Origin of the sequence: Zobellella aerophila, from assembly GCF_039539325.1 — a bacterium.
GTDB classification, from domain to species: Bacteria; Pseudomonadota; Gammaproteobacteria; order Enterobacterales; family Aeromonadaceae; genus Oceanimonas; species Oceanimonas aerophila.
Map to the genome: position 1 here is coordinate 365,088 of NZ_BAABCX010000001.1, position 25,771 is coordinate 390,858.

The window sequence follows — 25,771 nt, forward strand, 5'->3', positions numbered from 1 at the left end:
ATTATTCCGCGCATAAGGCGTAATGCTAGCCAGAAAAGAGGGATAAGAGGGGCCCCAGGCCAACCGTCGACGGCAGGGATGCCGTCGCCGAGCATACATGGATGTACTTGCTGCGTGTTGGCATGGGGTTCTCTTTTCCCGATAGCACTTGGCTGACGGGCATTACGCATCAAGGCGGGGTTCCCCCCGCCATCATGACTTAAATTTTACAGGCGCCGCCGGCACAGCCGTCGTCTTCTTCCTGCATATCGTTCTGGGCGTCTGCGGCACCATCACGGGTGTTATGGTAATACAGGGTCTTGAGACCGAACTTGTAGGCGGTGAGCAGGTCTTTCAGCAGCTGTTTCATCGGTACCCGGCCGCCTTCGAAACGGGCCGGATCATAGTTGGTGTTGGCGGAAATGGCCTGGTCAACAAATTTCTGCATCACCCCCACCAACTGCAGGTAGCCATCGTTGGAGGGCATCTTCCACAGCAGTTCGTATTGATCCTTCAGCCCGGCATAGTCGGGTACCACCTGCTTGAGGATGCCGTCTTTCGAGGCCTTGACCGACACCAGGCCACGGGGCGGCTCTATGCCGTTGGTGGCGTTGGAGATCTGGCTGGAGGTCTCGGACGGCATCAGCGCGGTCAGGGTACTGTTGCGCAGGCCCACCGTCTTGATCTGCTCGCGCAGGCCTTCCCAGTCCAGGTGCAGTGGTTCCTGGCAGATGGCGTCCAGATCCTTCTTGTAGGTATCGATGGGCAGCACACCCTGGGCATAGGTGGTTTCATTAAAGGCCGGGCAGGGGCCGAACTCGCGGGCCAGCTTGACCGAGGCTTTCAGCAGATAGTACTGGATGGCCTCGAAGGTCTTGTGGGTCAGGCCGATGGCGCTGCCGTCGGAATACTTCACCCCGTGCTTGGCCAGGTAATAGGCGTAGTTGATCACGCCAATCCCCAGGGTACGGCGGTTCATGGAGCCCTTGTGGGCCGCCAGCAGCGGGTAGTCCTGATAGTCGAGCAAGGCGTCGAGGGCGCGTACCGCCAGCTCGGCCAGCTCTTCCAGCTCGTCCAGGCTGTCGATGGCGCCCAGGTTGAAGGCCGACAGGGTACAGAGCGCGATTTCGCCGTTTTCGTCGTTGATGTCCATCAGCGGTTTGGTGGGCAGGGCGATTTCCAGGCACAGGTTGCTCTGGCGCACCGGGGCCACCGCCGGGTCGAACGGGCTGTGGGTGTTGCAGTGATCCACGTTCTGGATGTAGATACGGCCGGTGCCGGCGCGCTCCTGCATCATCAGAGAGAACAGCTCCAGGGCCTTGATGGTGCGCTTACGGATGCTGTCATCCTGCTCGTACTTGACGTAGAGTTCTTCGAACTTCGCCTGATCTTCGAAGAAGGTGTCGTACAGGCCGGGCACGTCGGAGGGCGAGAACAGGGTGATGTCGCCGCCCTTGATCAGCCGCTGGTACATCAGCCGGTTGATCTGCACGCCGTAGTCCATATGGCGGACCCGGTTTTCTTCCACGCCGCGGTTGTTTTTCAATACCAGCAGGGATTCCACTTCCAGGTGCCACATGGGATAGAAGAGGGTGGCGGCGCCGCCGCGCACGCCGCCCTGGGAGCAGCATTTGACCGCGGTCTGGAAGTGTTTGTAGAAGGGGATGCAGCCGGTGTGGAAGGCCTCGCCGCCACGGATGGGGCTGCCCAGGGCGCGGATGCGGCCGGCGTTGATGCCGATGCCGGCGCGCTGGGATACATAACGCACGATGGCGCCGGAGGTGGCATTGATGGAATCCAGGCTGTCGCCGCACTCGATCAGCACGCAGGAGCTGAACTGGCGGGTCGGGGTGCGCACGCCGGACATGATGGGCGTGGGCAGCGACACCTTGAACTGGGAAACCGCATCATAGAAGCGGGTCACATAGCCGAGCCGGGTGTCCTTGGGATACTTGGAGAACAGGCAGGCGGCCACCAGCATGTAGAGGAATTGGGGGCTTTCGTAGATGTCGCCGGTCACCCGGTTCTGCACCAGGTACTTGCCTTCGAGCTGCTTGACCGCCGCATAGGAGAAAGTCAGATCGCGCTCATGATCCAGGTGGGCGTGCATGGCCTCGAATTCGTTGCGGCTGTAGTCGGCCAGGATGTGCTGGTCGTACTTGCCCATTTCGGTGAGCTTGACCACATGGTCATGGAAATGAGGCGGCTCAAACTGGCCGTAGGCTTTCTTGCGCAGGTGGAAGACGGCCAGGCGGGCGGCCAGATACTGATAATCCGGGGTCTGCTCGGAGATCAGATCGGCGGCGGCCTTGATGATGGTCTCATGAATATCTTCGGTGCGGATACCATCGTAAAACTGGATGTGCGAACGCAACTCCACCTGGGAGACGGAGACATTGTCCAGCCCTTCGGCGGCCCAGGTGATCACCCTATGGATCTTGTCCAGGTCGATAGGCTCTTTGGCGCCACTACGTTTGGTAACCAGCAGATGTTTATTCATGGAACGGACCGTCTCCCATTGTTGTTATGCAGGGCTGTGGGCGGATGGGCGGCCCGAGCCTCACCTCTCATTATTGTGGTCCAATATTAAGAGGAATGCACAACATCTAGTTGTTGTATTGAAGGTGGGCTACAAGATAGTGGGTGCCCCCGGTATTTTCAAGCCGAGGGATCTGCATACGCCTGTGGATAATCTGTGTGGATCTTTTCGGGGTTTGTGCTCACTAACTGCTACTGCGTTTCCTATGAGGAGCTTACAAAACCGCGGTGATTTTATGGCCTTGTCGAAACTTTTTTTCAAATAAATGGCTTGCCAAAGCGGGTCGATGGAGATCCTGGTTGATCCATCAGCAGTTGGTGTCGAATGTGTCTTCCAGCCAGCGGCCGAAGTCCTGGACCGAGTCGATAATATGGTCGGCCTGCCACAGGGGCAGGACGGCGTCCGCGGCGATATAGCCCCAGGCGGCGACGGCGGTGGCCATGCCCGCCGCCCGGCCGGCCTCGACATCCCGTTGATGATCGCCGATATAGAGGCAATGGCCGGGGGCCACCGTCAGGCAGTCGGCGGCATACAACAAGGGGTCGGGGTGGGGTTTCTTGCGGGGCAGGGTATCGGCGCTGACGGTGACACCACAACGGGCAAACTGGGGGAGGCTGGCCAGCAGCGGCAAGGTCAGGGCGGACGGCTTATTGGTGACGATGCCCCAGGGGATCCGCCGGGCGTCCAGCCAGTCGATGACCGCCGGTATGCCCCGATAGGGGCGGGTATGGACGCACAGGTTCAGGGCATAGTAGTCGAGCATCTGGCGGCGCAGTTGCTCGAGTCCCAACTGCTCAATCAGTGCCGCATGGATACCTGCCTGCAGCAGGGCATAGGAGCCGTCCGAGGTGGTTGAGCGGATAATGTCATCGGACAGGGGAGGCAGCCCTAGGCCCTGGATCACATGATTGGCCGCCGCCCCCATATCCCCTGCGGTATCCAGCAGGGTGCCGTCCAGATCGAACAACACCGCCTTGGTCTGCATCAGAGCTCCGGTTTGATGGCATACACCATATAGTTTACATCCGCATCCGGGCTTAGCTTGAAACTGTCGGACAGCGGCCGATAGACCACACCGCTGATGTCCCGGACCACCAGCCCGGCCTGCTCGATATAGTGGCACAATTCGGCGGGGGTGATGAATTTGCGGTGATCATGGGTGCCCTTGGGCACCATCTTGAACAGGTGCTCGGCGGCGGCGATCATCATCAGCCAGGACTTGGGGTTGCGGTTGATGGTGGAAAACACCAGGGGCGCGCCGGGCTTGGCCAGGTCGGCGCAGGCCTGTACTACCGAGGCGGGCTCGGGCACGTGCTCGAGCATCTCCATGCAGGTGACCAGATCAAACTGGCCGGGCTGCTGCTCGGCCAGCTGTTCGGCGGTGGTCTGACGGTAATCGACGCTGACGCCCATCTCCAGGGCATGCAGGCGGGCGACCGCCAGCGGCTCTTTGCCCATGTCGACGCCGGTGACCTCGGCACCTTCCCGGGCCATGCTCTCGCTCAGGATGCCGCCGCCGCAACCGATGTCCACCGTCCGTTTGCCAAACAGGCCGCCGGCCTTGTCCGCAATCCAGTTCAGGCGCACCGGGTTGAGTTTATGCAGGGGCTTGAAGTCGCCTTCCAGATCCCACCAGCGGGAGGCCATGGCCTCGAATTTGTCGATTTCCTGTTGGTCTACATTCACGGGCAACGCCTTAAACGATTGGCAAAGTTAAGAGCGGCCATTATAGCCAACTCCCTTTTCGCTGCCAGCATGACTGCTGTGGTTTGTCATTTGTGTGTTAGAATGATGCGTTTTTTATTGCCGTATAAACAATAAATTGGGGATAAGGCTTGCTATGACCGATCTGGCCCGAGAAATCATGCCGATAAACATCGAGGAAGAGCTCAAACGCTCCTACCTGGATTACGCCATGAGCGTAATAGTAGGGCGCGCTCTGCCGGATGTCCGTGATGGTTTGAAGCCGGTGCATCGCCGCGTGCTGTTCGCCATGAACGAACTCGGCAACGACTGGAACAAGCCCTACAAAAAATCGGCCCGTGTCGTGGGTGACGTAATAGGTAAATATCACCCTCATGGCGACAGCGCCGTCTACGACACCATAGTGCGCATGGCCCAGGATTTTTCCATGCGCTATACCCTGGTCGACGGCCAGGGCAACTTCGGCTCGGTGGACGGCGACTCCGCCGCCGCCATGCGTTATACCGAAGTGCGTATGGACAAGATCGCCCATGAACTGCTGGCCGATCTGGATAAAGAAACCGTCGACTGGGTGCCCAACTACGACGGCACCGAAATGATACCCGCGGTCATGCCCACCCGGGTGCCCAACCTGCTGGTCAACGGCTCGTCCGGTATCGCCGTGGGCATGGCCACCAATATCCCGCCTCACAACCTGAATGAAGTGGTGGACGGCTGCCTGGCGGTGATCGACAACGAGCATATCAGCATCGATGAGCTGATCGGGTTGATCCCGGGTCCGGATTTTCCCACCGGCGGCATCATCAACGGCAAATCGGGCATCATCGATGCCTACCGTACCGGCCGTGGCAAGATCTACGTGCGCGGCTTGGCCGAGATTGAGGTGGATGATAAGAGCGGCCGGGAAACCATCATCGTTTCCGAGCTGCCCTATCAGGTGAACAAGGCCCGGTTGATCGAAAAAATCGCCGAGTTGGTCAAGGAAAAACGCATCGAGGGCATCAGTGCCCTGCGCGACGAGTCCGACAAGGACGGCATGCGCATCGTGATCGAGATCCGCCGGGGCGAGGTGGGCGAGGTCATCCTCAATAACCTCTACGCCCAGACCCAGTTGCAGACCGTGTTTGGCATCAACATGGTGGCCCTGGACAACAACCAGCCCCGCACCTTCAACCTCAAGGACATGCTGGAGTGTTTTATCCAGCACAGACGAGAGGTCGTGACCCGCCGGACCATCTTCGAGCTGCGCAAGGCGCGGGACCGGGCCCATATCCTGGAAGGCCTGGCCATTGCCCTGGCCAATATCGATCCGGTGATCGAGCTGATCCGCCGTTCGCCGACCCCGGCCGAGGCCAAGGCCGGCCTGATCGGGCAGGGCTGGGAACTGGGTAATGTGGCCGCCATGCTGACCCAGGCCGGTGACGATGCCGCCCGTCCCGACTGGCTGGAGCCCGAGTTTGGCATCCGTGACGGCCTTTATTACCTGACCGAGCAACAGGCCCAGGCCATCCTGGATCTGCGCCTGCACCGGTTGACCGGCCTCGAGCATGAGAAGATCCTGGAAGAATACCAGAACCTGCTCGAGCAGATTGCCGAGCTGCTGCATATCCTCAACAGTCCGCTGCGGCTGATGGAAGTGATCAGGGAAGAGCTGGAAGCCGTCAAGGCCCAGTTCGGTGACCCGCGTCGTACCGAAATCACCGCCTCCAGCGCCGAGATCAATATCGAGGACCTGATCACCCAGGAAGACGTGGTGGTGACTCTGTCCCACCAGGGCTACGTCAAATACCAGCCGTTGACCGACTACGAGGCCCAGCGCCGGGGCGGTCGTGGCAAGTCGGCGACCCGCATGAAGGAAGAAGACTTCGTCGAACGCCTGCTGGTGGCCAACACCCACGATACCATCCTGTGCTTCTCTACCGCCGGCAAGGTGTACTGGCTCAAGGTCTATCAGTTGCCGGAGGCCAGCCGGGCGGCGCGGGGACGTCCCATCGTCAACCTGCTGCCGCTCGATGAGGGCGAGCGGATCACCGCCATACTGCCGGTGCAGGAGTATGCCGAGGACAAATATGTGTTCTTCGCTACCGCCGAGGGCACCGTCAAGAAGACCAGCCTGTCGGCCTTCAGCCGGCCTCTGGCGTCCGGGATCCGGGCCATCAACCTCAAGGAGAGCGATGAGCTGATCGGCGTGGATATTACCGACGGCAGCAACGAGATCATGCTGTTCTCCGAGGCTGGCAAGGTGGTGCGCTTTGCCGAAGGCAGTGGCCGCAGCGATGATGAGGATGATGCCGACGACAGCCTGGAAGAAGGTGAGGGTGCCGAAAGCAAAGGCAGCTTCAAGGGCGTGCGGCCCATGGGCCGTACCGCCGGCGGGGTGCGTGGCATCAAGCTGGCGACGGGTGATAAGGTGGTGTCGCTGATCGTCCCCCGCGGCGAAGGCGCCATCCTCACCGCCACCGCCAACGGCTATGGCAAGCGTACCGCGCTTGAGGAATATCCGACCAAGAGCCGGGCTACCCTGGGAGTGGTGTCGATCAAGGTCAGCGAGCGCAATGGCGCCGTGGTCGGCGCCATTCAGGTGGATGACAACAATGAAATCATGTTGATCACCAACGGCGGTACCCTGGTGCGCACCCGGGTGTCCGAGGTCAGCCTGATCAGCCGTAACACCGCCGGTGTGCGGCTGATCCGCACCGGCGAGGATGAGCAGGTGGTCGGCCTGCAGCGCATCGAGGAAACCGAGGACGACGAGGTGTTGTCCGGGGATGCTGTCGATACCGAAGAATAACAAAAGGGGCGTGAGCCCCTTTTTGCTCGATAAGATGCCCATTCATATACAAAATCATTTTGACTCGGCAGCCCGCTGCCGTGTAAAAGCAAGTAAGCCCATTGGTTAGGATGAGTCATAAAGGAAATGGATAAATTGGTGTATAACTTCAGCGCAGGCCCGGCCATGTTGCCGGTTGAGGTAATGAAACAGGCCCAGGCCGAGTTTCGCGATTTTAACGGTCTGGGTGTGTCCGTGATGGAGCTCAGCCACCGTGGCGCCGACTATATGGCGGTGGCGGCGCAGGCCGAGCGGGACCTGCGTGAGTTGATGCAGATCCCGGACAACTACAAGGTGCTGTTCCTGCAGGGCGGCGGCCGTGGCCAGTTTGCCGCCGTGCCCCTGAACCTGATGGGAAAAAATGCCAAGGCCGACTATATCGTCACCGGCCAGTGGTCGAAGTCGGCGGTGGCCGAGGCGGAGAAAGTGGGCAAGGTGCGGGTGCTCGACGGTCTGCAAAAGACGGCGGACGGTCGCCAGGCGCTGGCCACCGGCTGGGATCTTGACCCCACCGCCGCCTATGTCCATTACTGCCCGAATGAAACCGTAGAAGGCATCGAATACGACTTTATCCCTGATACCGGTGACGTGCCCTTGGTGGCGGACATGTCTTCCACCATTTTGTCCCGTCCGGTCGATGTATCCCGATTCGGCATTATCTATGCCGGCGCCCAGAAAAACATCGGCCCTTCCGGACTGGCGGTGGTCATCGTGCGTGACGATCTGCTGGCCCAGGCCTGCCCGCAGACTCCGGCGATCCTCGATTATGCTGCCATGGCCAAGGCCGACTCCATGCTCAACACGCCGCCGACCTATGCCTGGTACCTGTCCGGCCTGGTATTCCAGTGGCTCAAGCGCCAGGGCGGCTTGGCCGCCATCGGCGAGCGCAATCAGGCCAAGGCCGAGCTGCTGTACGGTTTTGTCGACGCCAGTGATTTTTACCGCAACGACATCGCTCCCAGCGCCCGTTCCTGGATGAACGTGCCGTTCTGGCTGAAAGACGATGCCTTGAACGATGCCTTCCTCAAGGAAGCCAAGGCCGCCGGCCTGCTGGCCCTGAAAGGACACCGTATCGTCGGCGGCATGCGCGCCAGCCTGTATAACGCCATGCCCATCGAAGGGGTGCAGGCGCTGGTGTCTTTTATGGACAAGTTTGCCAAGCAGCACGGTTGAATGAACGGCAGGGCGTAAGCCTGCCGCCTGGTTACACCCTGTCTTTTGAACACAGGTTTTTGTTGACGTAGATGACAGCAATGAATCGGGCAAAGGGCACGGCTCCACCGACACGCCGTAAACCCCTCCCTGGGGGCTCAGCCGCGCCATCCTTGGCGCGGATGGTCGGTGGAGCGGACACCCTTTGCCCTCTTCGGGGCAGCGGAGTCGTCTGATGACACCTCTAACAGGCAGCTCTGGGTCATGCAAGAGGCAACCGTGTTGCCTCTTTCTCCAGTCTTCGGTTAACTCGAAGTTCAAGTCATTGTCGTCGTGCCTGATAGAAAAGAGTTGAAAGGAGCCATCGTGAGTATTAACTATCTGGCCCTGGCCAATGCCGGGGTCGACCAATTACAGCCTTATCAGCCCGGCAAGCCGGTGGAAGAACTGGAGCGGGAGCTGGGCATCAGCAACAGCGTCAAGCTGGCCTCCAACGAAAACCCATTGGGCCTGGGCCCCAAGGCCAAGGCCGCCATAGAGCAGGCCTTGCCCGAGCTGGCCCGCTACCCGGATGCCAACGGCTTTAACCTCAAGGCCAGGCTGGCAGGTCGGCTCAAGGTGCGTACCGATCAGCTGATCCTGGGCAACGGCTCCAATGAGCTGATCGACCTGCTCTACCACACCTTTGTGTCCGCCGGCCAGGAAGTGGTGTATTCCCAGTACACCTTCGTGGTCTATGCCCTGGCCACCCAGGCGCACGGCGCCAAGGCGGTGGTGGTGCCGGCCAAAGACTTCGGTCATGACCTGGATGCCATGGCTGCGGCTATTACCGGCAACACCAAGCTGGTGTGCATCACCAACCCCAACAACCCGACCGGAACCTTTCTGGGCAAGGCCGAGCTGGAAGCTTTCCTGGCCAAGGTGCCGGAAAACGTGTTGGTGGTGCTGGACGAGGCCTATACCGAGTATGTCGATGAAGCCGAACGCATCCCTTCCATCGACTGGCTGGCAGGCTACCCGAACCTGATCGTGTCCCGTACCTTCTCCAAGGCCTACGGGCTGGCCGGACTGCGGGTGGGTTACATGGTATGTCACCCCGAGCTGGTCGGGGTACTGAACCGGGTACGTGAACCCTTCAACTGCAACAGCCTGGCCCTGGCGGCGGCGGAAGCGGCGCTGGATGACACCGACTATCTGCAAAAGGCGGTCAATCTGAACCGGCAGGAAATGGCCAGGTATGTCGCCTTTTTCGAGGAAAAGGGCCTGAACTACATTCCCTCCAAGGCCAACTTTATTACCCTGGATCTGCAGCGGGATGCCGGTCCCGCGTATGAAGCGCTGCTGCGGGAAGGGGTGATAGTACGGCCCATCGCCGGCTATGGCCTGCCGACCTGTCTGCGGATTAGCATCGGCCTGGAGCACGAAAACCAGCGCTGCATGGAGGCGCTGGCCAAGGTACTCGCCTAATAACAAGGCCGGTGCAAACCGGCCTTGGTTTATCTTGCCCTGATGCGGCAGCCCTGTTAACGTCTAAGCAGCCCCTTTGGTTTATTTCTCTCGCATCCAGGAAAGTTATGGAAAGCCTCAAGTTACTGCCTATTACCCGGGTCGAAGGCCAGGTTAACCTGCCGGGATCCAAATCTGTTTCTAACCGGGCCCTGTTGTTGGCCGCGTTGGCTCAGGGCACCACCCGCCTGACCAACCTGCTCGACAGCGATGATATTCGTCATATGCTCGATGCCTTGAAGGCACTGGGTGTTCAGTACCGGCTATCGGAAGATAAAACCGAGTGCGTGGTACAGGGGCTGGGGCGTGCCTTCAGCGTCCATGAGCCGGTGTCCCTGTTTCTGGGCAATGCGGGCACCGCCATGCGCCCCTTGTGTGCCGCCCTCTGTCTGGGTACCGGCGAGTTTACCCTGACCGGTGAGCCGCGCATGTGGGAACGGCCTATCGGCCATCTGGTGGAGGCGTTAAGGGAAGCCGGGGCCGATATCAGTTACCTGAAGACCGACGGTTATCCACCGGTCTACATCAACGGCAAGGGGCTGTGGGGCGGCGATGTGCATATCGACGGCTCCGTCTCCAGCCAGTTTCTCACCGCCTTCTTGATGGCGGCCCCCATGGCGGCGGGCGATACCCGTATCCATATCAAGGGTGAGCTGGTCTCCAAGCCCTATATCGATATTACCCTGCAGATCATGGAGCAGTTCGGGGTTACCCTCGAGCACGATAATTACCAGACTTTCTATATCAAGGGTAACCAGAGCTATGTGTCGCCGGGCACCTTCCTGGTCGAAGGGGATGCCTCTTCCGCCTCCTACTTTCTGGCGGCCGGCGCTATCAAGGGCAAGGTACGGGTAACCGGCATTGGCCGCAACAGCATCCAGGGTGATATCCGTTTTGCCGATGTGCTAAAAGCCATGGGAGCCAAGATCACCTGGGGTGATGACTTTATCGAAGCCGAGCATGTGGCGCCGTTAAAGGGCATCGATATGGACATGAATCATATCCCCGATGCCGCCATGACCATCGCCACCACGGCGTTGTTTGCCGAAGGTACGACCCGGATCAGCAATATCTATAATTGGCGGGTAAAGGAAACGGATCGCCTGTATGCCATGGCGACCGAGCTGGCCAAGCTGGGGGTGACGGTGGAGGAAGGGGAGGACTACCTGGTGGTGACCCCGGTGACCCAGTTGCAAGAGGCCGAGATAGCGACCTACAATGATCACCGCATCGCCATGTGTTTCTCGCTGGTAGCGCTGAGTGACACACCTGTGGTGATCCTGGATCCCAAATGTACGTCCAAGACTTTTCCGGATTATTTCGATAAGCTGGAAAGTATCAGCCAACGTTAACAAGTCAAGGCCTGCGACAGCAGGCCTTGCTCACGTATGGGGTTTCATCTTTTCCAGGGTTTCCTTGGCCCTGATGTCGGCGGCTTCCAGCTCGGCCAGTACTTTTGCTATATCTTCCTGTTGTTGCCGCAAACTGGCGCGTTTCTCGTCGATCATGGCAATCATGGAATGCAGCTGGGGGCGGCTGCGATGCTCGGCATCATAGAGATCGAACAACTCACGTATTTCGGCCAAGCTGAATCCCAACCGTTTTCCCCTCAGGGTCAGGGACAGGCGGATCCTGTCTTTATGGCTATAGATGCGGGTATTGTTTCCCTTGCGGCGCGGCAGCAGCAGGCCCAGGTCTTCGTAATGACGGATACTCCGTGGAGTAATATCAAACTCATCGGCCAATTCAGAAATGGTATAGGTGACTTCTTTATTGGGCATATCCGGAACTCCTGACGTATGCTGCTACCTTCGGTGGGCCTGACCATACACCCATATGAGCGGACTGTGAAGCCTTGCTTTGACTCGGGGTAATGATTGAGTCAAGATGGTTATTTTGCCGCTAATCGGAGCTGCTGTGTTTATCTTCAAGGTCAAGGATCATGATGGTGCCCATGCGGAGATCCGCATTCAGGCCCTGGACTGGAGCCTGCGGGGAGACGTGGAATTTTCCTGCAGCCGGGATCATTTGGCCGTACTACTGCTGTCGGGCTGTCGCAGCGGTGCCGGTTTTTTCGAACTGCTGGCCGGTACCAAGCCCATGTATGTGGAGCAGTGGCTGGAGTATCTGCACGAAGCCGGCTCGTTGGCAGAGGTCGATGTCGAAATCAAGACGCCGATGGATGCGGATTATGCGGAGTTTTGCGGTTTTTCCGATGAACAGCTCAAGAAACTATTGGATTTGATCTACCAGGTCGGTGGTTTTAATCGACTGCAAATCATGCGTTATCTCAAACACCGCAATAATCCCTCGACCATGTCCACGCGTTACAATGCCGAGGAATTACTGCGTTATCGCCAGCTGGGTGAATTGATTAACTACCTGGTCAAGCTGAAGACACAGTCCGCTGGTTAAAATCGTCCATATCTGTGGGCCTGGCAATCAGATATCCCTGGATGCCGTCGATATACATGGTATCGAGCGTGCGTTTTTGCTCCGGTGTTTCTACCCCCTCGGCAATCACCCGGCAACCCAGTCGCTGGGCTAAATCCACTATCATGCGTACAAACTGCTGATTGGCACTGTCGTCCTGCAGATGCCTGACCAGCTGAGCATCCAGCTTGATGTAATCGGGTTTGAACTCCTTGATCTGACGAAATGAACCATAACCATGGCCGAATTTGCTGATCGCCGAACGGGCTCCGCAGCGCCTGAGCATATCTATCAGCCGCTTTCCTGCCACCAGCTGATATTCGAGGATGTGTTCATCCAGTTCGAACACCAGGGAGGACGTTACATTGACATCCCGCAGCAGGATGCGCTCAAGCCAGATAACAAAAGAGGGGTGCTGCAGGCTGGCAGGGGTGAGGTTGATCGCCCAACGTTGTGTCGACAGGTTTCTTGACGCGATACGATGGATCGCCATTTCTATGATCTTCTGCTCGAAATGCATCGATAAATCGAGTCGCTGCAGCATGGCAAAGACGGTGGAGCTGGGGTACCAGCCGTCGGTGTCATTCGGAAAACGTGACAAGATCTCATTGTAACCGGGCAGATCCGAACGTTTGAACTGCACCGGTTGCACCATAAGGTGAATGTGCTCTTCTTCCAGAATGCTTTCCAGCCGCCGCCGCCACTGGGTTTCGCCCAGCTCCTTATCATCCTCGTTTTTATGGACCACTTGCCAGCTGTTGGGTTCATTGACCTGGGCATGGGCCAGGGCGGAATCGGCGCGTACCAGTACCTGCTCGGGTGACTGGCCGGGCAACAGCTGGGTGAAGCCCATATAGGCGGTACAATCCAGGCCATGCAAATGCTGATAATGGTTGAAGTCCTGATGTAACTGGGTACCCAGGGATTGCGCCAATGGATCACATTGCCCTTTCATCAGTACGGCGATATCGGTGCCCGTGGTTCGGTAGGCCTTGGCACCCAGCATGGGCTGGATAGCCTTGCGTACAATACGGGTAATATCCTGCAGGTATTGATCCCCCGCCTGATGATCGAGACGGCTGTTGATCTCGTTCAGGGCGGTGGCGCGTATCATCAGCAGGGTTGAAACAGCCAGTTTATTTTCATCGTTCAGCAGTTGGGTCAGATCACGGCGGAATGCATAACGGTTACCTAAATTGGTCAGGCTGTCTTGATGGCTCTGCTGATGGGCCTCGCTCAGTTGTTGTTGCAGCGAGTCTATCTGGCTCTGATAGGCGTGATGCCACTGGATAATGCTTTGCTCCAGTGGGGTATTGCCGGTGGTCAGCTCCGGATCTGTATTGATGATCAAGTCGTGCAGATGCTGTTCCGTTTTCCGGTTTTCCTTTGACCAGCGGACGTAGAGGCCGATAAACAACAATAAGCTGGTGGCCATCAACGGCAGGGACAGGGACAGCCAATATTGGGTGGCAAAGCGGGTATCGAGTTGATAAAAAAACGGGGTGTCTCCCAGTATAAGTTGTTTGCTCTCGGCGGCGCTACCGAACCACCAGGCAGATGACTGTGGGGGAAGGGGCTGTCCGTAAGAAAGCTTGGCAATGCCGGGCAGGGATGCTACCTGAGCCTGTTCAACGGAATCCAGCCAGGTAGCGAGGTTGGCGGCAGTATCCCGTTCATGGTGTGCAAGGACTCGATAACCGCCCCACCAGGGCAATAGCAGGCTGGTCAGCACGGAAATCAGCGCCGCCAAGATCAATATTCGATTAAATGTACGGGATTCCCGCATAAATATTCATCCTTGTATTCAAATGGTGTATCTGAGCACTACACTGAATTAAAAATAGAATAAAGATGCAGAATATCATCCTGATACTCAAATGGTATATAAAAGAATAGGTAGAGATAAGGATAGAATAAGAATGTGGCGAGGGGGGGGACGAACCGAGATTAAGCTGCGTAAAATATGGCTCCCCCTGCTGGACTTGAACCAGCGACATACGGATTAACAGTCCGCCGTTCTACCGACTGAACTAAGGGGGAACAACTTGGAACTTTTCACTAAAAAATGGCTCCCCCTGCTGGACTTGAACCAGCGACATACGGATTAACAGTCCGCCGTTCTACCGACTGAACTAAGGGGGAACAACTTGTAACTTTTCACTAGAAAATGGCTCCCCCTGCTGGACTTGAACCAGCGACATACGGATTAACAGTCCGCCGTTCTACCGACTGAACTAAGGGGGAACAACTTGTAACTTTTTTACTAGAAAATGGCTCCCCCTGCTGGACTTGAACCAGCGACATACGGATTAACAGTCCGCCGTTCTACCGACTGAACTAAGGGGGAAGAGGCATCCTTGAATGCGAGGCGCATGTTAATGGCTGCCCTTGAGGCTGTCAACACCGAAACCGGCTTTCCTTGGCAAATCAGTTTGTTTGCTGCAAGAATGCTCAAGCTCGGGTGATTTCTGCAGCAATCGATTCTGCTTCTCCGGTGTTGTTGCCATCGTCCTCTCCTACTCTCTGCTTTTCCCATTGCCTGCCGGGCGAGCTACGGAGGATGCTGTGTCAAAACCCCGGCTGCGACTGCCTGATAGCGTCCCCATTGTGCCTCAGTGGGGGATTAATATTGGCTGCGTTATAGTCACTTAGGATGGCGGTCCGCCGAGAACATGCATTTATGGTTGGACCGGTGCCTTCGGCCTTGAGGCATGGTCGGCTCCACTATCGACGGTCAGGGACTTGAGCGGCACAGTGACTGCGTCATCAATGCACAATGAGGGACATCCGAAATGACTGTGCCTCATATTGCAACATCGACCAGGTACCGCACGCAGACACCTCGGGGTCCAAGGTCACCGTCGCAGGGTAACGGACCGTATATCCGGTGAATATTTACAGCCGTTGCCCGGCTTGGTGCCGGCAGCAAACTGTACATGGGGCTCTGCTGCGCGCTCTAACCGCCAGGGATGGCGGAAATGCCAATAATGCAGGAGCATATTTCGGCCCCGGCGTAGAAGGTCCGCTTACCGGCCACCTGCCTTTGCTCCAGATGCAGCAATATTAGGCTCGGTTATTGAGATGTTTAATTTGATGGGGCATCGTTTTCCAGGGGGGTCTGCGTTGATCCCTGTTATTTAAAAAGACGGTACCCAGCCGGCAGTCGCACACCAAGAGCACGGATAAATAGAATATGCGCCTGGTCCTGAGAAAATGCTGAAGCTATGTCGCTGTTGTTGTCATGTCTGTGTCATATGGTGTTGTGCAAGCCTCGGCGTTGGTCCTGTACTTGCAAATTGCTAGGAATCTTTATCTGACGGATAAAATATTTCACGTTGCCATCCTTTGGTCACCTCCTCGTCGGTCGGCCGGGGACATGACGTTTACGCTAGGGTAATAGTAATAAATGATATCTATAAGCTGGCTCGTATTTCGATACTTTCAATATCTGTTGTTGATAACATAAAAAACAGTTTAATGGTGGATGAAAACTCTCTTTTTGAAAATCTGTCGGCATAAAATCTCGATGCCCGACCATCCAATGGTTTGTTTTTAAGATGGATTGGTTTTCGGGTAATATAAAACCCCAATTTTACAACATTTTAACAAACAATGCTGCCTATTGATCATGACATTGTCATATAAATAAGTTTATAGTGAGCAACATCAAAATTAATTTTTCCTGACGGATTTGTCGGGAGTGATTGCAGTATTGAATCATGTTGTATGACGCTGCATATTCAATGCCTGCCAATAATCGATACAGACTGGTATACAGTTGAGAGAGCAAAGGAGTGGATTTGATGACACAGAAGAAAGTTGCATTAGTGACCGGCGCAGCCGGGGGTATTGGTACAGAAGTATGTCGTCAGTTAGTCAATAATGGATTTAAAGTTGTAGCCACTCACCGGCCCGGCAAGGCAGAACAGGCCCAGGCCTGGCTGCAGGAGCAGAACCTGGCCGACAAGGATATCAAACTGTTAGCCCTGGATGTTGCCAATCATGAGGGCGTTAGCCAGGCTCTGGGTGAATTACTCAAGGCTGAAGGCAGAATTGATGTACTGGTCAATAATGCCGGCATTACCCGCGATTCCGTTTTCAAAAAAATGTCACTCGAACAATGGCGTGAGGTGATGTCCACCAACCTGGACAGCCTGTTCAGCGTCAGCCAGCCTGTGTTCAATGCCATGTGTGAACAAGGCAGCGGGCGTATTATTAACATTTCCTCGGTAAATGGTTTGAAAGGACAGTTTGGCCAGGTGAACTATTCTGCCGCCAAAGCGGGCATGATTGGTTTTACCAAAGCCCTGGCCGCCGAAGGTGCCCGTTTTGGTGTGTGTGTTAATGCCGTTGCCCCAGGATATACCGCGACACCCATGGTGACCGCCATCCGTGAAGATGTGCTGGACTCAATTAAAGCGACGATTCCCCTCAAGCGTCTTGCCACCACAGAAGAAGTAGCCGGTGCTGTATTGTACCTGGCAGGTGAACACGGTGGTTATGTGACAGGTGAAACCCTGTCTGTCAATGGCGGCCTGTACATGCAATAAGGGTTTCGGACCCTCGATATCGACCTGTTATCAATATTCAATATAGAGTGAGCGTTATTTATGTCTGAACCTGTTTATATTGTTGCGGCGAAACGTACCCCCATCGGCAGCTTTTGCGGTGCCCTGAAATCTATTCCTGCCGCCCAACTGGCCGGCATCGCCATCAAAGGCGCCCTTGAGCAGGCCAACCTTGCCCCCGAGCAGGTCAATGAAGTGATCGTCGGCAACGTGGTCGGTGCCGGCCAGGGCATGGGCGTGGGTCGCCAGGCTGCACTGGCCGCCGGCATTCCTGTGGGCGTCCCCGCCTATAGCCTGAACATGGTCTGCGGCAGTGGCATGAAAACCCTAATGGACGCCTGTGCCCATATCAAGGCCGGTGATGCGGAAATCGTCGTTGCCGCCGGTTGTGAAAACATGTCGCAAATCCCTTTCGTCGCCAAGGGTGATCTGCGTAACGGCAATAAAATGGGTGATATGACCCTGTCTGATCTGCTGATCAGTGATGGTCTGACCGATGTGTTCAACAAATATCATATGGGCGTGACCGCCGAAAACGTGGTTGCCCAAGAAGGCATTACCCGTGCCGCTCAGGATGCTCTGGCAGCTGCCAGTCAGGCGAAGGCCGTGGCGGCCATCGAAGCCGGTCATTTCCAGGCTGAAATCGTGCCGGTTGAAGTGAAAGGCCGTAAAGAAACGGTCGTTGTGGATACCGATGAATATCCCAAGGCCGGCACCACCGCCGAGACCCTGGGCAAGCTGCGTCCGGCATTCAAGGCCGATGGCTCCGTGACCGCCGGTAATGCCTCTGGTATCAACGATGGTGGCAGTGCCATTATTGTTGCCAGCAAGTCTGCCGTGGAGCGCCTGGGGCTGACGCCGCTAGCCGAAGTGGTCGCCTATGGTCAGGGCGGTGTGGCACCCGAAGTCATGGGCCTGGGTCCGGTTCCCGCCATCGAGCAGGCCCTGGCCCGCGGCAACCTGAAACTGAGCGATATCGAACGTTTGGAACTGAACGAAGCCTTTGCCGGCCAGGCGTTGGGCGTGGTCAGCCAGCTGTCTGCCCAGCACGATATTTCCCAGCAGGCGCTGCTGGAGAACACCAACGTGAATGGTGGTGCCATTGCCCTGGGTCACCCCCTGGGGGCATCCGGCAACCGTATCCTGGTCACCCTGTTGTATGAACTGCAGCGCAGCGGTGCCGGTTTGGGCCTGGCATCTCTCTGTGTCGGTGGGGGTATGGGTACTGCCGTTGTCCTTAAAAGAGTTTAAGGCATGATTGAATACCGTTTCGTGCGGGCTGCCATCCAAAGGAACAGCCGGTAAGCATGCTGTTGGTGCCAGGACCTTGATGTGTTCCGGGCGGTCCGTTACCCATGGGGTAATTGCGCCCTTAAGCCCGCTGGAGCCGTCGGGCTGCGTGCTAGCCTGGCGTCTCGCATGAATTGAAATGGTCATTAAATAGATTTTATTAACGCGGGAGCCTCCCCGGTGGTGGCCTCGCGTATTATCCCTTTTAAAATTTTCGGAGTTAAACCATGTATACCGATATGTTCAAAACTTTTAACGATCAGACTGAAACAGCCTTTGGTCCCGTCGTTAAATTCAACCAGCTGGTGACTAAGAACTTTACCGATTTGACTAACCTGCAGTTGGAGGCCGCGCGTCAGTATGCCGAAATCGGTCTGTCCCAGCTGCAAGTCAGCAGCCAGGTTAAAGATGTGCAGTCTCTGATGGCCAGCAGCTCAAAGCAATTGGAAACCATGACCAAGATCAGTCAGCAAATGATCGAAGACGGTAAGAAAGTGGCTGAATTGGCGCAAGAGTTTAAAGCCGGTGTCGAGGCCCTAGTTGCAGAAGCCCAGAAAAAATAACGTCCTGTCATTACATTGCCCCCTTCTCGGGGGCCATATCGATATCAGGAGGGACAATGGAACAAAACAGTAACCAGGGTGCGGATCCCATTCGGCATTTTTTCCAGTGGAACGAGCAGATGTGGTCAGAGATGCAGCGGGAGCGGCTGGGTGATAATCCGGTTACTCAGGCTTTATCAGAATTGAATTCTCAGGATCTTGCCGCTTTTTACGAATCCGTAGCGTCAAACCCGGCGCATTTATTTGACGTGCAGATGCAGTGGTGGCAAGGCCAGCTGGCCATTTGCCAGAATGCCTTTGGTAAGAGTATGGGCATCGACAGTTCCAGTATTATTGAAGATCCTCCCGGTGATCGTCGTTTCCAGTACAAGGCCTGGAAAGATGAGCCCAACTTTGATTTTTTGCGTCAGTCCTATCTGCACTTTGCCAAATCATTGATGAAGACGCTGGATGCCATCGAAGGTTTGTCCGAGCCGGTTCGTCAGCGCCTGGCTTTTTTCTTCCGTCAGACCATCAATGCCCTGTCGCCGACCAATTTTATCTGGAGCAATCCCGAGGTACTGCAGCGTACCCTGGAAGAGAAAGGGGCTAACCTGGTTAAAGGCGTGAAGCTGTTCCAGGAGGATTTGGCATCCAGCGGTGAGTTGTTGAAAATACGTATGACCAAGCGTTCGGCCTTTGTATTGGGCAAGGACTTGGCCAGCACGCCGGGTGATGTGGTATTCAAAAACGATATCTTCGAATTGATCCAATACAAGGCCAGTACAGAGTCTGTTTTCCAGACCCCGCTGCTGATCATACCTCCCTTTATCAACAAATTTTATATCCTGGATCTGAAAGAGCAGAACTCCCTGGTGCGTTGGTTGAGGGAGCAGGGGCATACGGTTTTCCTGATGTCCTGGCGTAACCCGGGTAAAGAACAGGCCGACATCGGCTTTCAGGATTTAATCCATAGCGGCACCATGGAAGCGATCCGGGTGATCGAGCAGATCACCAGCGAAAAAGAAGTCAATGCCATCGGCTACTGTATTGGCGGTACCTTGCTGGCGTCGACCATGGCCTTGTATGCCGCCCGCCGGATGAAGCCGAGGGTGAAGAGTGCAACTTTCCTGACCACCCTGCTGGACTTCACCCAGCCGGGGGAAATCGGTGTCTTTATCAATGATCCCGTGATCAGCGCCATGGAACTGATGAATGATGCCGAAGGGTTTTTCGATGGCCGCCAAATGGCGGTGACCTTCAGCCTGTTACGGGAAAACAGCCTGTACTGGAACTACTACATCGACAACTACCTGAAAGGCGAAGAACCCTCCGACTTCGATATTCTTTACTGGAACAGCGACAGCACCAACCTGAGTGCTGCCTGTGCCCGCTTCCTGTTGCGCGAGCTGTACCTGAACAACAGCTTGAGCCGGGGGGGAGAAGTCAAGGTAGGCAACTTCGGGCTGGATCTGACCAAGGTGAAGACCCCCAGCTTCTTCCTGTCCACCAAAGAAGACCATATCGCCTTGTGGGATGCCACCTTTAAAGGCGCCAGCTTGCTGGGGGGAGAGAAAACCCTGGTGCTGGGGGAGTCGGGTCATGTGGCCGGTGTGGTTAATCCGCCGAGTAAGAACAAATACGGGTACTGGACATCGGATCAGGGTTTTGAGGATGCCGAGTCCTGGTTGGCCGGCGCCACCCGCGAAGCGGGCTCCTGGTGGCCCCATTGGCAACAGTGGGCCACCCCTTATCTGGGTGATAAGGTAGCGGCCCGGACGGTGGGCAGTGACGAATGTCCGGCCTTGATGGCGGCTCCCGGTCTTTATGTGCAGCAGACCCTGCCGATCGAAGAGTAAATATTGCTTGGTACTACTTCACCGCCCTTTCGGGCGGTTTTTTTTTGAGTGGCCTTGGCAGCCAGGGCACGATATTCCGCGTTCTGCTATTGAGCCCCGGGCGCAGATCATGGATCATGAGCGTTTGAATTAAGCCATCCCCGAGGTGTATGAATGAGTCAGGCGGACCATAGTCCCAGCAATTTTATTCGTCAAATCATTGATGAAGATTTGACGAATGGTAAACATCAGTCGGTACATACCCGTTTTCCGCCGGAGCCAAACGGATATCTTCATATCGGCCATGCCAAATCCATTTGCCTGAACTTTGGTGTCGCCCAGGATTACCAGGGCCAGTGTAACCTGCGTTTTGACGATACTAATCCGGAAAAGGAAGATGTCGAGTACGTCGAGTCCATTAAGCAGGATGTCAGCTGGCTGGGCTTTTCCTGGAGCGGGGATATTTGTTACTCATCCAATTATTTCGATCGCCTCTATGGCTATGCCGTTGAGTTAATAGAAAAAGGCTTGGCTTATGTTGATGAGCTGACACCTGATAAAATCCGTGAGTACCGGGGCACCCTGACCACTCCCGGGCGTAACAGCCCTTATCGGGACAGACCGGTGGAAGAAAACCTGGAGCTGTTTACCCGCATGCGTGCCGGTGAGTTTAAAGAAGGCCAGGCCTGTCTGCGTGCCAAAATTGATATGGCATCTTCCTTTATGGTGATGCGGGATCCGGTGATCTACCGGGTGCGTTTTGCCCACCACCACCAAACCGGTGACCAGTGGTGCATCTACCCCATGTACGACTTCACTCACTGTATTTCCGATGCCATCGAAGGAATCACCCATTCCCTGTGCACCCTGGAATTCCAGGATAACCGCCGGCTTTATGACTGGGTGCTGGACAACATCAGCATCGAGTGTCATCCGCGCCAGTATGAGTTCTCCCGGCTGAATCTGGAATATACCGTGATGTCCAAACGCAAGCTGAACCAGCTGGTGGTTGAAGGTCATGTTGACGGCTGGGACGATCCCCGTATGCCGACTATCTCCGGCTTGCGTCGCCGTGGCTATACCCCGGCGTCCATCCGCGAGTTTTGTCGGCGCATCGGCGTGACCAAGCAGGACAATACGGTCGAGATGGGCATGCTCGAAGCCTGTATTCGCGACGATCTCAATGAAAATGCTCACCGTGCCATGGCGGTGCTGCGTCCGGTGCGGGTGGTGATCGAAAATATGGCGGAGACTGAGCCGGAGATCCTAATGGCACCCAACCATCCCAATAAACCGGAGATGGGCGTTCGCGAGCTGCCGTTTACCCGTGAAATCCTTATCGACCAGGATGATTTCCGCGAAGAGGCCAACAAAAAATACAAGCGCTTGGTGCTCGGCAAGGAAGTTAGGCTGCGCAATGCCTATGTGGTCAAGGCCGAGCGGATAGAAAAAGATCAACAGGGCAATATCACCACCATCTTCTGCAGCTACGATCCGGATACCCTGGGCAAGGATCCGGCTGATGGCCGCAAGGTGAAGGGGGTCATTCACTGGGTCTCCGCGACTCAGGGGCTGCCCGCGACGGTACGGCTCTATGACCGTCTGTTCAGCATACCCAACCCGGGCGCGGCCGAGTCCTTTGAATCGGCGCTCAATCCCCATTCCCTGCAGGTGTTGACCGAGGCGGTGGTTGAGCCTTCCTTGCTGGCGGCCGAGCCTGAGCGGGCCTACCAGTTTGAACGGGAAGGCTATTTCTGCCGGGACAGCAAGTCCGATGGACTGGTATTCAACCTGACGGTGGCCTTGCGCGATTCCTGGGGTAAGGAAGAAGGCTGAGCCTGACTACCACCGCAGAGATTGAACTCAAGCCGCGCCAGTCGCGGCTTTTTAGTGGGAAAACGTTAGCGCGGATTATTGTTGCTCGTCATTATGATCACATTGATCATTCAGGCAATGGCCATAGAGATAGAGGCTGTGGTTGGTCAATTTGATATTGTAGTGGCCGGCGATCTCGCGCTGGCGCTGCTCAATCATTTCATCGTGAAATTCGATCACCTTGCCACAATCCAGGCAGACCAAGTGGTCATGGTGCTCCTGGGTGGCCAATTCGAAGACGGATTTCCCCCCTTCAAAATGGTGGCGGGTGACGATACCCGCATCGTCAAACTGGTTGAGCACTCGATAGACGGTTGCCAGGCCAATCTCTTCACCGTGTTCGATCAGCAACTTGTACAGATCTTCTGCACTCACATGCTGGGTCTCGGGCTGTTGTAACAGCTCCAGTATCTTGACTCTGGGCAGGGTAATTTTAAGCCCCGCTTTTTTCAGCGCCTGGTTATTATCAGCCATAAAGATAAATGTTCGTATTTCGTTTGGGTATTGCTTTCATTGTGCTTGTTCAGCCAGGCAAAGGCAACCCGAATATTATGTCTATGGCCAAGGGACCGGATTTGGCCTCGATATCGTCGTCTTGCTCAAATGTTGGCGGAATCAGTCTGTTTTTTACGGCGAACATTTGGTAACGTAACCCCAATCCCTAACTGGTCGGATGAGATTAATGAGGGTGGTATTTGCACGACCGCGCCTAGTGCAGGCGCTGCTCAACCTATGGCCGCCTTTCTGGGGCGCGGGCATTCGTATCGAAACCCTCAGTCCGGATTACAGCTATTGCCGGGTAGGCCTGGTGTTACGCTGGTGGAACAAGAATGCCAACCGCACTCAATATGGCGGCAGCCTGTTTTCGATGACGGATCCTGTCTATAGCATGATGCTGATGGCAGTATTGGGGTCTGATTATCATATCTGGGACAGGGCGGCCCGGATCACCTTTTTGAAGCCGGGGAGGGGGCGGGTGCTAGCTGAGATTCGCTTGAGCCATGATCGTATCGACGAAATCCGTTGTGCCACCGATGGGGGAGATAAATATTTTCCTCACTTTCGTATTAATATAGTTGATGAGCATGGCGAGCTGGTTGCCGAGGTCGATCGAACGCTATATGTGCGCAAAAAACGAGCATTTTCAATGAAATCCAAGACATTGAGCAAAAATTCCTAATGTCATGCTTTATAAAATAATTTGTGGTTTTATGATGTTTTCGTCCATACTTAGGGCGCCTAATGTGGTCATTTTGACTCCCAATAAAAAACAAGGAGCAGGTAATGCGTAATAAGAAAATGTTGATGGGTGGTATTGTAAGTGCTTTGTTGCTGGCTGGTTGTAGCTCCAATGATGCCCTGGAAAGCAAGGTAGACAGCCTGGCTCAGGACATTCAAGCTGTTCAGCAAGGTCAGCAAATGAACTCTTCCAAGATCGACCGTCTGGCCGCCGATGTAGCTGAAGCCCGCGCTTCTGCCGATCGTGCCAACTCCCGTCTTGACCAAATGGGCCGTTACACCAAGTAACAATGGCTTTACGTAAAAAAGGCCTGACAATGTCAGGCCTTTTTTATTGGTAAACGATTCAGTTGTACAGCTGGCCTATCATCTTGGGCATGCCTTGCTGCTGTTTGATGACTTCATCGACCTGTCTTTGGTCGATGCCCTGCTCGAACAGGGAAACCACAGGGGTCAGATCCAGCGGAGCACCCGCCTCGCCCGATGGGGTCAGTGGTTCATGCACTTCCATAAAGGTCTGGCCGTATTGATCCGTGCTGACTTTCAGGGCTTGGTTGACGATTTGCACCGGGGTTCCCTTGTCAACCTGGGCAAACAGCCATTCCACATGCTCTGGATACATTCGTATACAGCCGGCACTGGCACGTAGTCCCACATCCAGGGGGTCATTGGTGCCGTGGATCAGGTATTCGCCGCTGCCGTAGGCCAGGCGCATGGCGTATTCACCCAGGGGGTTGTCAGGCCCGGCGGGTACCACGGCCGGCAAGGGAATACCCTTGGCCTCGTATTCCTTACGGGTGTTAGCGGTCGGGGTCCAGGTTGGATCTTTACGCATCTGGCTGATCTGGGTGCTCATCTCGGGGGTTTCCCGTCCGACCCGACCGATACCGATGGGGAAGACATGGACTTGTTCGCCATTTTCCGGGTAATAGTACAGGCGCAGTTCGGCCAGGTTAATCACTATGCCCTTGGTGGCCGCCTTGGGCAGCAGCAACTGGTTGGGGATGGTGACCTTGTCGCCATCTTTGAGCAGGAACAGGTCTTTGCCCGGGTTGGCCGCCATAATCAGGATGGGGCTGACACCATAATATCTGGCCAGGCCGGCCAGATTATCGCCGTCCTGGACGACGTGGGATACCACTTGGCCGACCGGCTGGCCCTTGTCTTCCGGCAGGGGGAGGGTAGGTACCTGGGCCTGAGCCAACCAGGCGGGAACCAGTAGTAATAAAAATAAACGTTTAAACATGCGTTCTTTACTCTTGTTATGTTGCTTGAAAGCTTATCCGTGATAAACGACAGTCTTTTTATCGAAACTGCTGCGTGAGCACAGGGGTATTTTAAAGCCTGTTTAACTTTTAACCAAACACAAAAAAGGGACGCATTGCAGCATCCCTTCAGTAGACCGGGTTGTAGGTGTTATGCTTCCAGTTCTTTCAGACACATTTCTTCGTAGATCTGTTTGCACCAAGCTTTGACTCTGTCCTGGGTCAGCTCGGGCTGGCGGTCTTCGTCGATGCCAAGGCCGATGAAGTTGGCATCATCCACCAGGGCCCGGGAGGCCTCGAAGTCATAGCCTTCGGTCGGCCAATGGCCGATGATGATGGCGCCCTTAGGCTCAATGATGTCCTTGAGGGTACCCATGGCGTCGAGGAAGTATTCGGCATAATCTTCCTGATCACCACATCCGAACAGGGCGACTAGCTTGTCATTAAAATCGATTTGCTCAAGCTCGGGGAAGAAGTCATCCCAATCCGCTTGAGACTCGCCGTAGTACCAGGTCGGAATACCCAGAAGCAGCAAATCGAAACCGGCGATATCTTCTTTGGTGCTTTTGGCGATATCGTGCACTTCAACCAGGTGCTTACCCAGTTCTTTCTGGATCATCTTTGCCACGGCTTCGGTATTGCCGGTATCGCTTCCAAAAAACAGACCTACACTTGCCATAATTATGCTGTACCTGTCGAAAAGTGTGTTGCAGACCCTCTGGCCTAGTCTAAATCCTGTTGTTCCAGCTGTTGCAACAGGAGCGAATAAATAAGCTCAGCCCGACTGAGTTGCCGCTTGGCTGCCAGTACATTGAGTTGGCTCAGCAGTTGTTCATCCACTTTGAGCTCGATGCGGCTGAGACCACGTTCACGGTCACGTTTTAGCTGATTACGTTTATTGAGTTTTAACTGGGCTTGACGGGGCAGGGGGTTGGTCTTCGGCCTGCCGGGCCGGCGCTCATCGGCAAACAAATCCAGCGTGGTTCTGTCTGTATCCTGCTTGGCCATGGG

22 protein-coding genes and 4 tRNA genes are annotated in these 25,771 nt (G+C 55.6%); 12 read left to right on the forward strand and 14 right to left on the reverse strand.

The genetic code is table 11. The features are described from left to right. Positions 1-199: 199 nt before the first annotated feature. From nrdA to ubiG, 3 genes are all read right to left on the reverse strand, one after another. Entirely contained in the window at positions 200-2,479 is a 2,280-nt protein-coding gene (nrdA, locus tag ABD806_RS01710) for a class 1a ribonucleoside-diphosphate reductase subunit alpha (RefSeq protein WP_344954106.1), read from the reverse strand. 346 nt (positions 2,480-2,825) lie between these two features. After that, positions 2,826-3,503: an HAD-IA family hydrolase gene (locus tag ABD806_RS01715; RefSeq protein WP_344954108.1), complete on the reverse strand. Its 678-nt coding sequence runs from the start codon at positions 3,501-3,503 to the stop codon at positions 2,826-2,828. Next, the gene (gene ubiG / locus ABD806_RS01720; RefSeq protein WP_344954110.1) at positions 3,503-4,204 is read right to left on the reverse strand and encodes a bifunctional 2-polyprenyl-6-hydroxyphenol methylase/3-demethylubiquinol 3-O-methyltransferase UbiG; all 702 of its coding nucleotides are present in this window, start codon (positions 4,202-4,204) and stop codon (positions 3,503-3,505) included. Before ubiG ends, ABD806_RS01715 begins: the two co-directional genes overlap by 1 nt. A gap of 154 nt (positions 4,205-4,358) precedes the next feature. On the opposite strand from ubiG, the gene gyrA reads away from it, so the two are divergent. From gyrA to aroA, 4 genes are all read left to right on the forward strand, one after another. After that, positions 4,359-7,013, forward strand: a complete 2,655-nt coding sequence (gene gyrA, locus ABD806_RS01725; protein WP_344954112.1) for a DNA topoisomerase (ATP-hydrolyzing) subunit A — start codon at positions 4,359-4,361, stop codon at positions 7,011-7,013. 126 nt (positions 7,014-7,139) lie between these two features. Continuing rightward, positions 7,140-8,225, forward strand: coding sequence for a 3-phosphoserine/phosphohydroxythreonine transaminase (gene serC / locus ABD806_RS01730; RefSeq protein ID WP_344954115.1), 1,086 nt, complete (start codon positions 7,140-7,142; stop codon positions 8,223-8,225). 345 nt (positions 8,226-8,570) lie between these two features. Continuing rightward, positions 8,571-9,671, forward strand: a complete 1,101-nt coding sequence (gene hisC, locus ABD806_RS01735) for a histidinol-phosphate transaminase (protein WP_344954117.1) — start codon at positions 8,571-8,573, stop codon at positions 9,669-9,671. 107 nt (positions 9,672-9,778) lie between these two features. Continuing rightward, entirely contained in the window at positions 9,779-11,062 is a 1,284-nt protein-coding gene (aroA, locus tag ABD806_RS01740) for a 3-phosphoshikimate 1-carboxyvinyltransferase (RefSeq protein WP_344954119.1), read from the forward strand. A 30-nt stretch (positions 11,063-11,092) separates the two neighbouring features. Here the strand turns inward: aroA and ABD806_RS01745 are convergent, their stop codons facing one another. Next, complete coding sequence (locus ABD806_RS01745; RefSeq protein ID WP_344954121.1) at positions 11,093-11,491, reverse strand: MerR family transcriptional regulator; 399 nt, start codon at positions 11,489-11,491, stop codon at positions 11,093-11,095. 136 nt (positions 11,492-11,627) lie between these two features. On the opposite strand from ABD806_RS01745, the gene ABD806_RS01750 reads away from it, so the two are divergent. Continuing rightward, entirely contained in the window at positions 11,628-12,125 is a 498-nt protein-coding gene (locus ABD806_RS01750; RefSeq protein ID WP_344954123.1) for a radical SAM protein, read from the forward strand. On the opposite strand, the gene ABD806_RS01755 is transcribed toward ABD806_RS01750, so the two are convergent. The 6 genes from ABD806_RS01755 to ABD806_RS01780 all read right to left on the reverse strand — a co-directional run bounded on the left by ABD806_RS01755 (position 12,097) and on the right by ABD806_RS01780 (position 14,650). Further along, entirely contained in the window at positions 12,097-13,929 is a 1,833-nt protein-coding gene (locus ABD806_RS01755; protein WP_344954125.1) for an EAL domain-containing protein, read from the reverse strand. The two genes, ABD806_RS01750 and ABD806_RS01755, sit on opposite strands and share 29 nt — an antisense overlap. 178 nt (positions 13,930-14,107) lie before the next feature. Then, positions 14,108-14,183: transfer RNA gene (locus ABD806_RS01760), tRNA-Asn, on the reverse strand. 26 nt (positions 14,184-14,209) lie between these two features. Next, a tRNA-Asn gene (locus ABD806_RS01765) sits at positions 14,210-14,285 on the reverse strand. Positions 14,286-14,311: 26 nt separating this feature from the next. Further along, positions 14,312-14,387, reverse strand: a tRNA-Asn gene (locus ABD806_RS01770). Between the two features lie 27 nt (positions 14,388-14,414). Beyond that, positions 14,415-14,490 (reverse strand) — tRNA-Asn (locus ABD806_RS01775). A gap of 28 nt (positions 14,491-14,518) precedes the next feature. After that, positions 14,519-14,650 (reverse strand): hypothetical protein, encoded by a 132-nt coding sequence (locus ABD806_RS01780; protein ID WP_344954127.1) that lies wholly within the window; start codon positions 14,648-14,650, stop codon positions 14,519-14,521. 1,296 nt (positions 14,651-15,946) lie between these two features. Between ABD806_RS01780 and phbB the strand changes: the two genes are divergently transcribed. From phbB to glnS, 5 genes are all read left to right on the forward strand, one after another. Next, on the forward strand, positions 15,947-16,693 hold the full coding sequence (phbB, locus tag ABD806_RS01785; protein ID WP_344954129.1) for an acetoacetyl-CoA reductase: 747 nt from the start codon (positions 15,947-15,949) through the stop codon (positions 16,691-16,693). A gap of 60 nt (positions 16,694-16,753) precedes the next feature. Further along, entirely contained in the window at positions 16,754-17,962 is a 1,209-nt protein-coding gene (locus ABD806_RS01790) for an acetyl-CoA C-acetyltransferase (RefSeq protein WP_344954131.1), read from the forward strand. A gap of 266 nt (positions 17,963-18,228) precedes the next feature. Further along, positions 18,229-18,564 carry a phasin family protein gene (locus ABD806_RS01795; protein ID WP_344954133.1) on the forward strand — a complete coding sequence of 112 codons (336 nt, stop codon included), beginning with the start codon at positions 18,229-18,231 and terminating at the stop codon, positions 18,562-18,564. A gap of 56 nt (positions 18,565-18,620) precedes the next feature. After that, positions 18,621-20,402, forward strand: coding sequence for a class I poly(R)-hydroxyalkanoic acid synthase (gene phaC, locus ABD806_RS01800; RefSeq protein ID WP_344954135.1), 1,782 nt, complete (start codon positions 18,621-18,623; stop codon positions 20,400-20,402). A gap of 153 nt (positions 20,403-20,555) precedes the next feature. Then, entirely contained in the window at positions 20,556-22,217 is a 1,662-nt protein-coding gene (gene glnS, locus ABD806_RS01805) for a glutamine--tRNA ligase (RefSeq protein WP_344954137.1), read from the forward strand. 75 nt (positions 22,218-22,292) lie between these two features. Here glnS and fur read toward each other — a convergent pair whose 3' ends face one another. Next, a complete protein-coding gene (fur, locus tag ABD806_RS01810) occupies positions 22,293-22,730 on the reverse strand; it encodes a ferric iron uptake transcriptional regulator (RefSeq protein ID WP_344954139.1) in 438 nt (145 codons plus the stop codon). A 208-nt stretch (positions 22,731-22,938) separates the two neighbouring features. On the opposite strand from fur, the gene ABD806_RS01815 reads away from it, so the two are divergent. Together ABD806_RS01815 and ABD806_RS01820 are read left to right on the forward strand one after the other, a co-directional pair. After that, positions 22,939-23,436 (forward strand): DUF4442 domain-containing protein, encoded by a 498-nt coding sequence (locus ABD806_RS01815; RefSeq protein WP_425583058.1) that lies wholly within the window; start codon positions 22,939-22,941, stop codon positions 23,434-23,436. Between the two features lie 104 nt (positions 23,437-23,540). Further along, positions 23,541-23,783 (forward strand): LPP leucine zipper domain-containing protein, encoded by a 243-nt coding sequence (locus ABD806_RS01820; RefSeq protein WP_116473406.1) that lies wholly within the window; start codon positions 23,541-23,543, stop codon positions 23,781-23,783. Between the two features lie 58 nt (positions 23,784-23,841). Here the strand turns inward: ABD806_RS01820 and ABD806_RS01825 are convergent, their stop codons facing one another. The 3 genes from ABD806_RS01825 to ybfE form a co-directional block, all read right to left on the reverse strand. Then, positions 23,842-24,741, reverse strand: coding sequence for a L,D-transpeptidase family protein (locus tag ABD806_RS01825; protein WP_344954144.1), 900 nt, complete (start codon positions 24,739-24,741; stop codon positions 23,842-23,844). 170 nt (positions 24,742-24,911) lie between these two features. Next, positions 24,912-25,439 (reverse strand): flavodoxin FldA, encoded by a 528-nt coding sequence (fldA, locus tag ABD806_RS01830; RefSeq protein ID WP_344954146.1) that lies wholly within the window; start codon positions 25,437-25,439, stop codon positions 24,912-24,914. A gap of 44 nt (positions 25,440-25,483) precedes the next feature. Then, entirely contained in the window at positions 25,484-25,768 is a 285-nt protein-coding gene (gene ybfE, locus ABD806_RS01835) for a LexA regulated protein (RefSeq protein ID WP_344954148.1), read from the reverse strand. Between the last annotated feature and the right edge of the window lie 3 nt (positions 25,769-25,771).

Bases quoted from the DNA above. Each gene is read 5' to 3' on its own strand.
- ABD806_RS01820 (WP_116473406.1), top strand. From the start codon at position 23,541: ATGCGTAATAAGAAAATGTTGATGGGTGGTATTGTAAGTGCTTTGTTG.
- ABD806_RS01790 (WP_344954131.1), top strand. From the start codon at position 16,754: ATGTCTGAACCTGTTTATATTGTTGCGGCGAAACGTACCCCCATCGGC.
- ABD806_RS01795 (WP_344954133.1), top strand. From the start codon at position 18,229: ATGTATACCGATATGTTCAAAACTTTTAACGATCAGACTGAAACAGCC.
- fur (WP_344954139.1), bottom strand. From the start codon at position 22,730: ATGGCTGATAATAACCAGGCGCTGAAAAAAGCGGGGCTTAAAATTACC.
- fldA (WP_344954146.1), bottom strand. From the start codon at position 25,439: ATGGCAAGTGTAGGTCTGTTTTTTGGAAGCGATACCGGCAATACCGAA.
- ABD806_RS01825 (WP_344954144.1), bottom strand. From the start codon at position 24,741: ATGTTTAAACGTTTATTTTTATTACTACTGGTTCCCGCCTGGTTGGCT.
- aroA (WP_344954119.1), top strand. From the start codon at position 9,779: ATGGAAAGCCTCAAGTTACTGCCTATTACCCGGGTCGAAGGCCAGGTT.
- ABD806_RS01745 (WP_344954121.1), bottom strand. From the start codon at position 11,491: ATGCCCAATAAAGAAGTCACCTATACCATTTCTGAATTGGCCGATGAG.
- gyrA (WP_344954112.1), top strand. From the start codon at position 4,359: ATGACCGATCTGGCCCGAGAAATCATGCCGATAAACATCGAGGAAGAG.
- ABD806_RS01815 (WP_425583058.1), top strand. From the start codon at position 22,939: ATGAGGGTGGTATTTGCACGACCGCGCCTAGTGCAGGCGCTGCTCAAC.
- ybfE (WP_344954148.1), bottom strand. From the start codon at position 25,768: ATGGCCAAGCAGGATACAGACAGAACCACGCTGGATTTGTTTGCCGAT.
- nrdA (WP_344954106.1), bottom strand. From the start codon at position 2,479: ATGAATAAACATCTGCTGGTTACCAAACGTAGTGGCGCCAAAGAGCCT.
- phbB (WP_344954129.1), top strand. From the start codon at position 15,947: ATGACACAGAAGAAAGTTGCATTAGTGACCGGCGCAGCCGGGGGTATT.
- phaC (WP_344954135.1), top strand. From the start codon at position 18,621: ATGGAACAAAACAGTAACCAGGGTGCGGATCCCATTCGGCATTTTTTC.
- glnS (WP_344954137.1), top strand. From the start codon at position 20,556: ATGAGTCAGGCGGACCATAGTCCCAGCAATTTTATTCGTCAAATCATT.
- ABD806_RS01780 (WP_344954127.1), bottom strand. From the start codon at position 14,650: ATGGCAACAACACCGGAGAAGCAGAATCGATTGCTGCAGAAATCACCC.
- serC (WP_344954115.1), top strand. From the start codon at position 7,140: ATGGATAAATTGGTGTATAACTTCAGCGCAGGCCCGGCCATGTTGCCG.
- ABD806_RS01715 (WP_344954108.1), bottom strand. From the start codon at position 3,503: ATGCAGACCAAGGCGGTGTTGTTCGATCTGGACGGCACCCTGCTGGAT.
- ABD806_RS01755 (WP_344954125.1), bottom strand. From the start codon at position 13,929: ATGCGGGAATCCCGTACATTTAATCGAATATTGATCTTGGCGGCGCTG.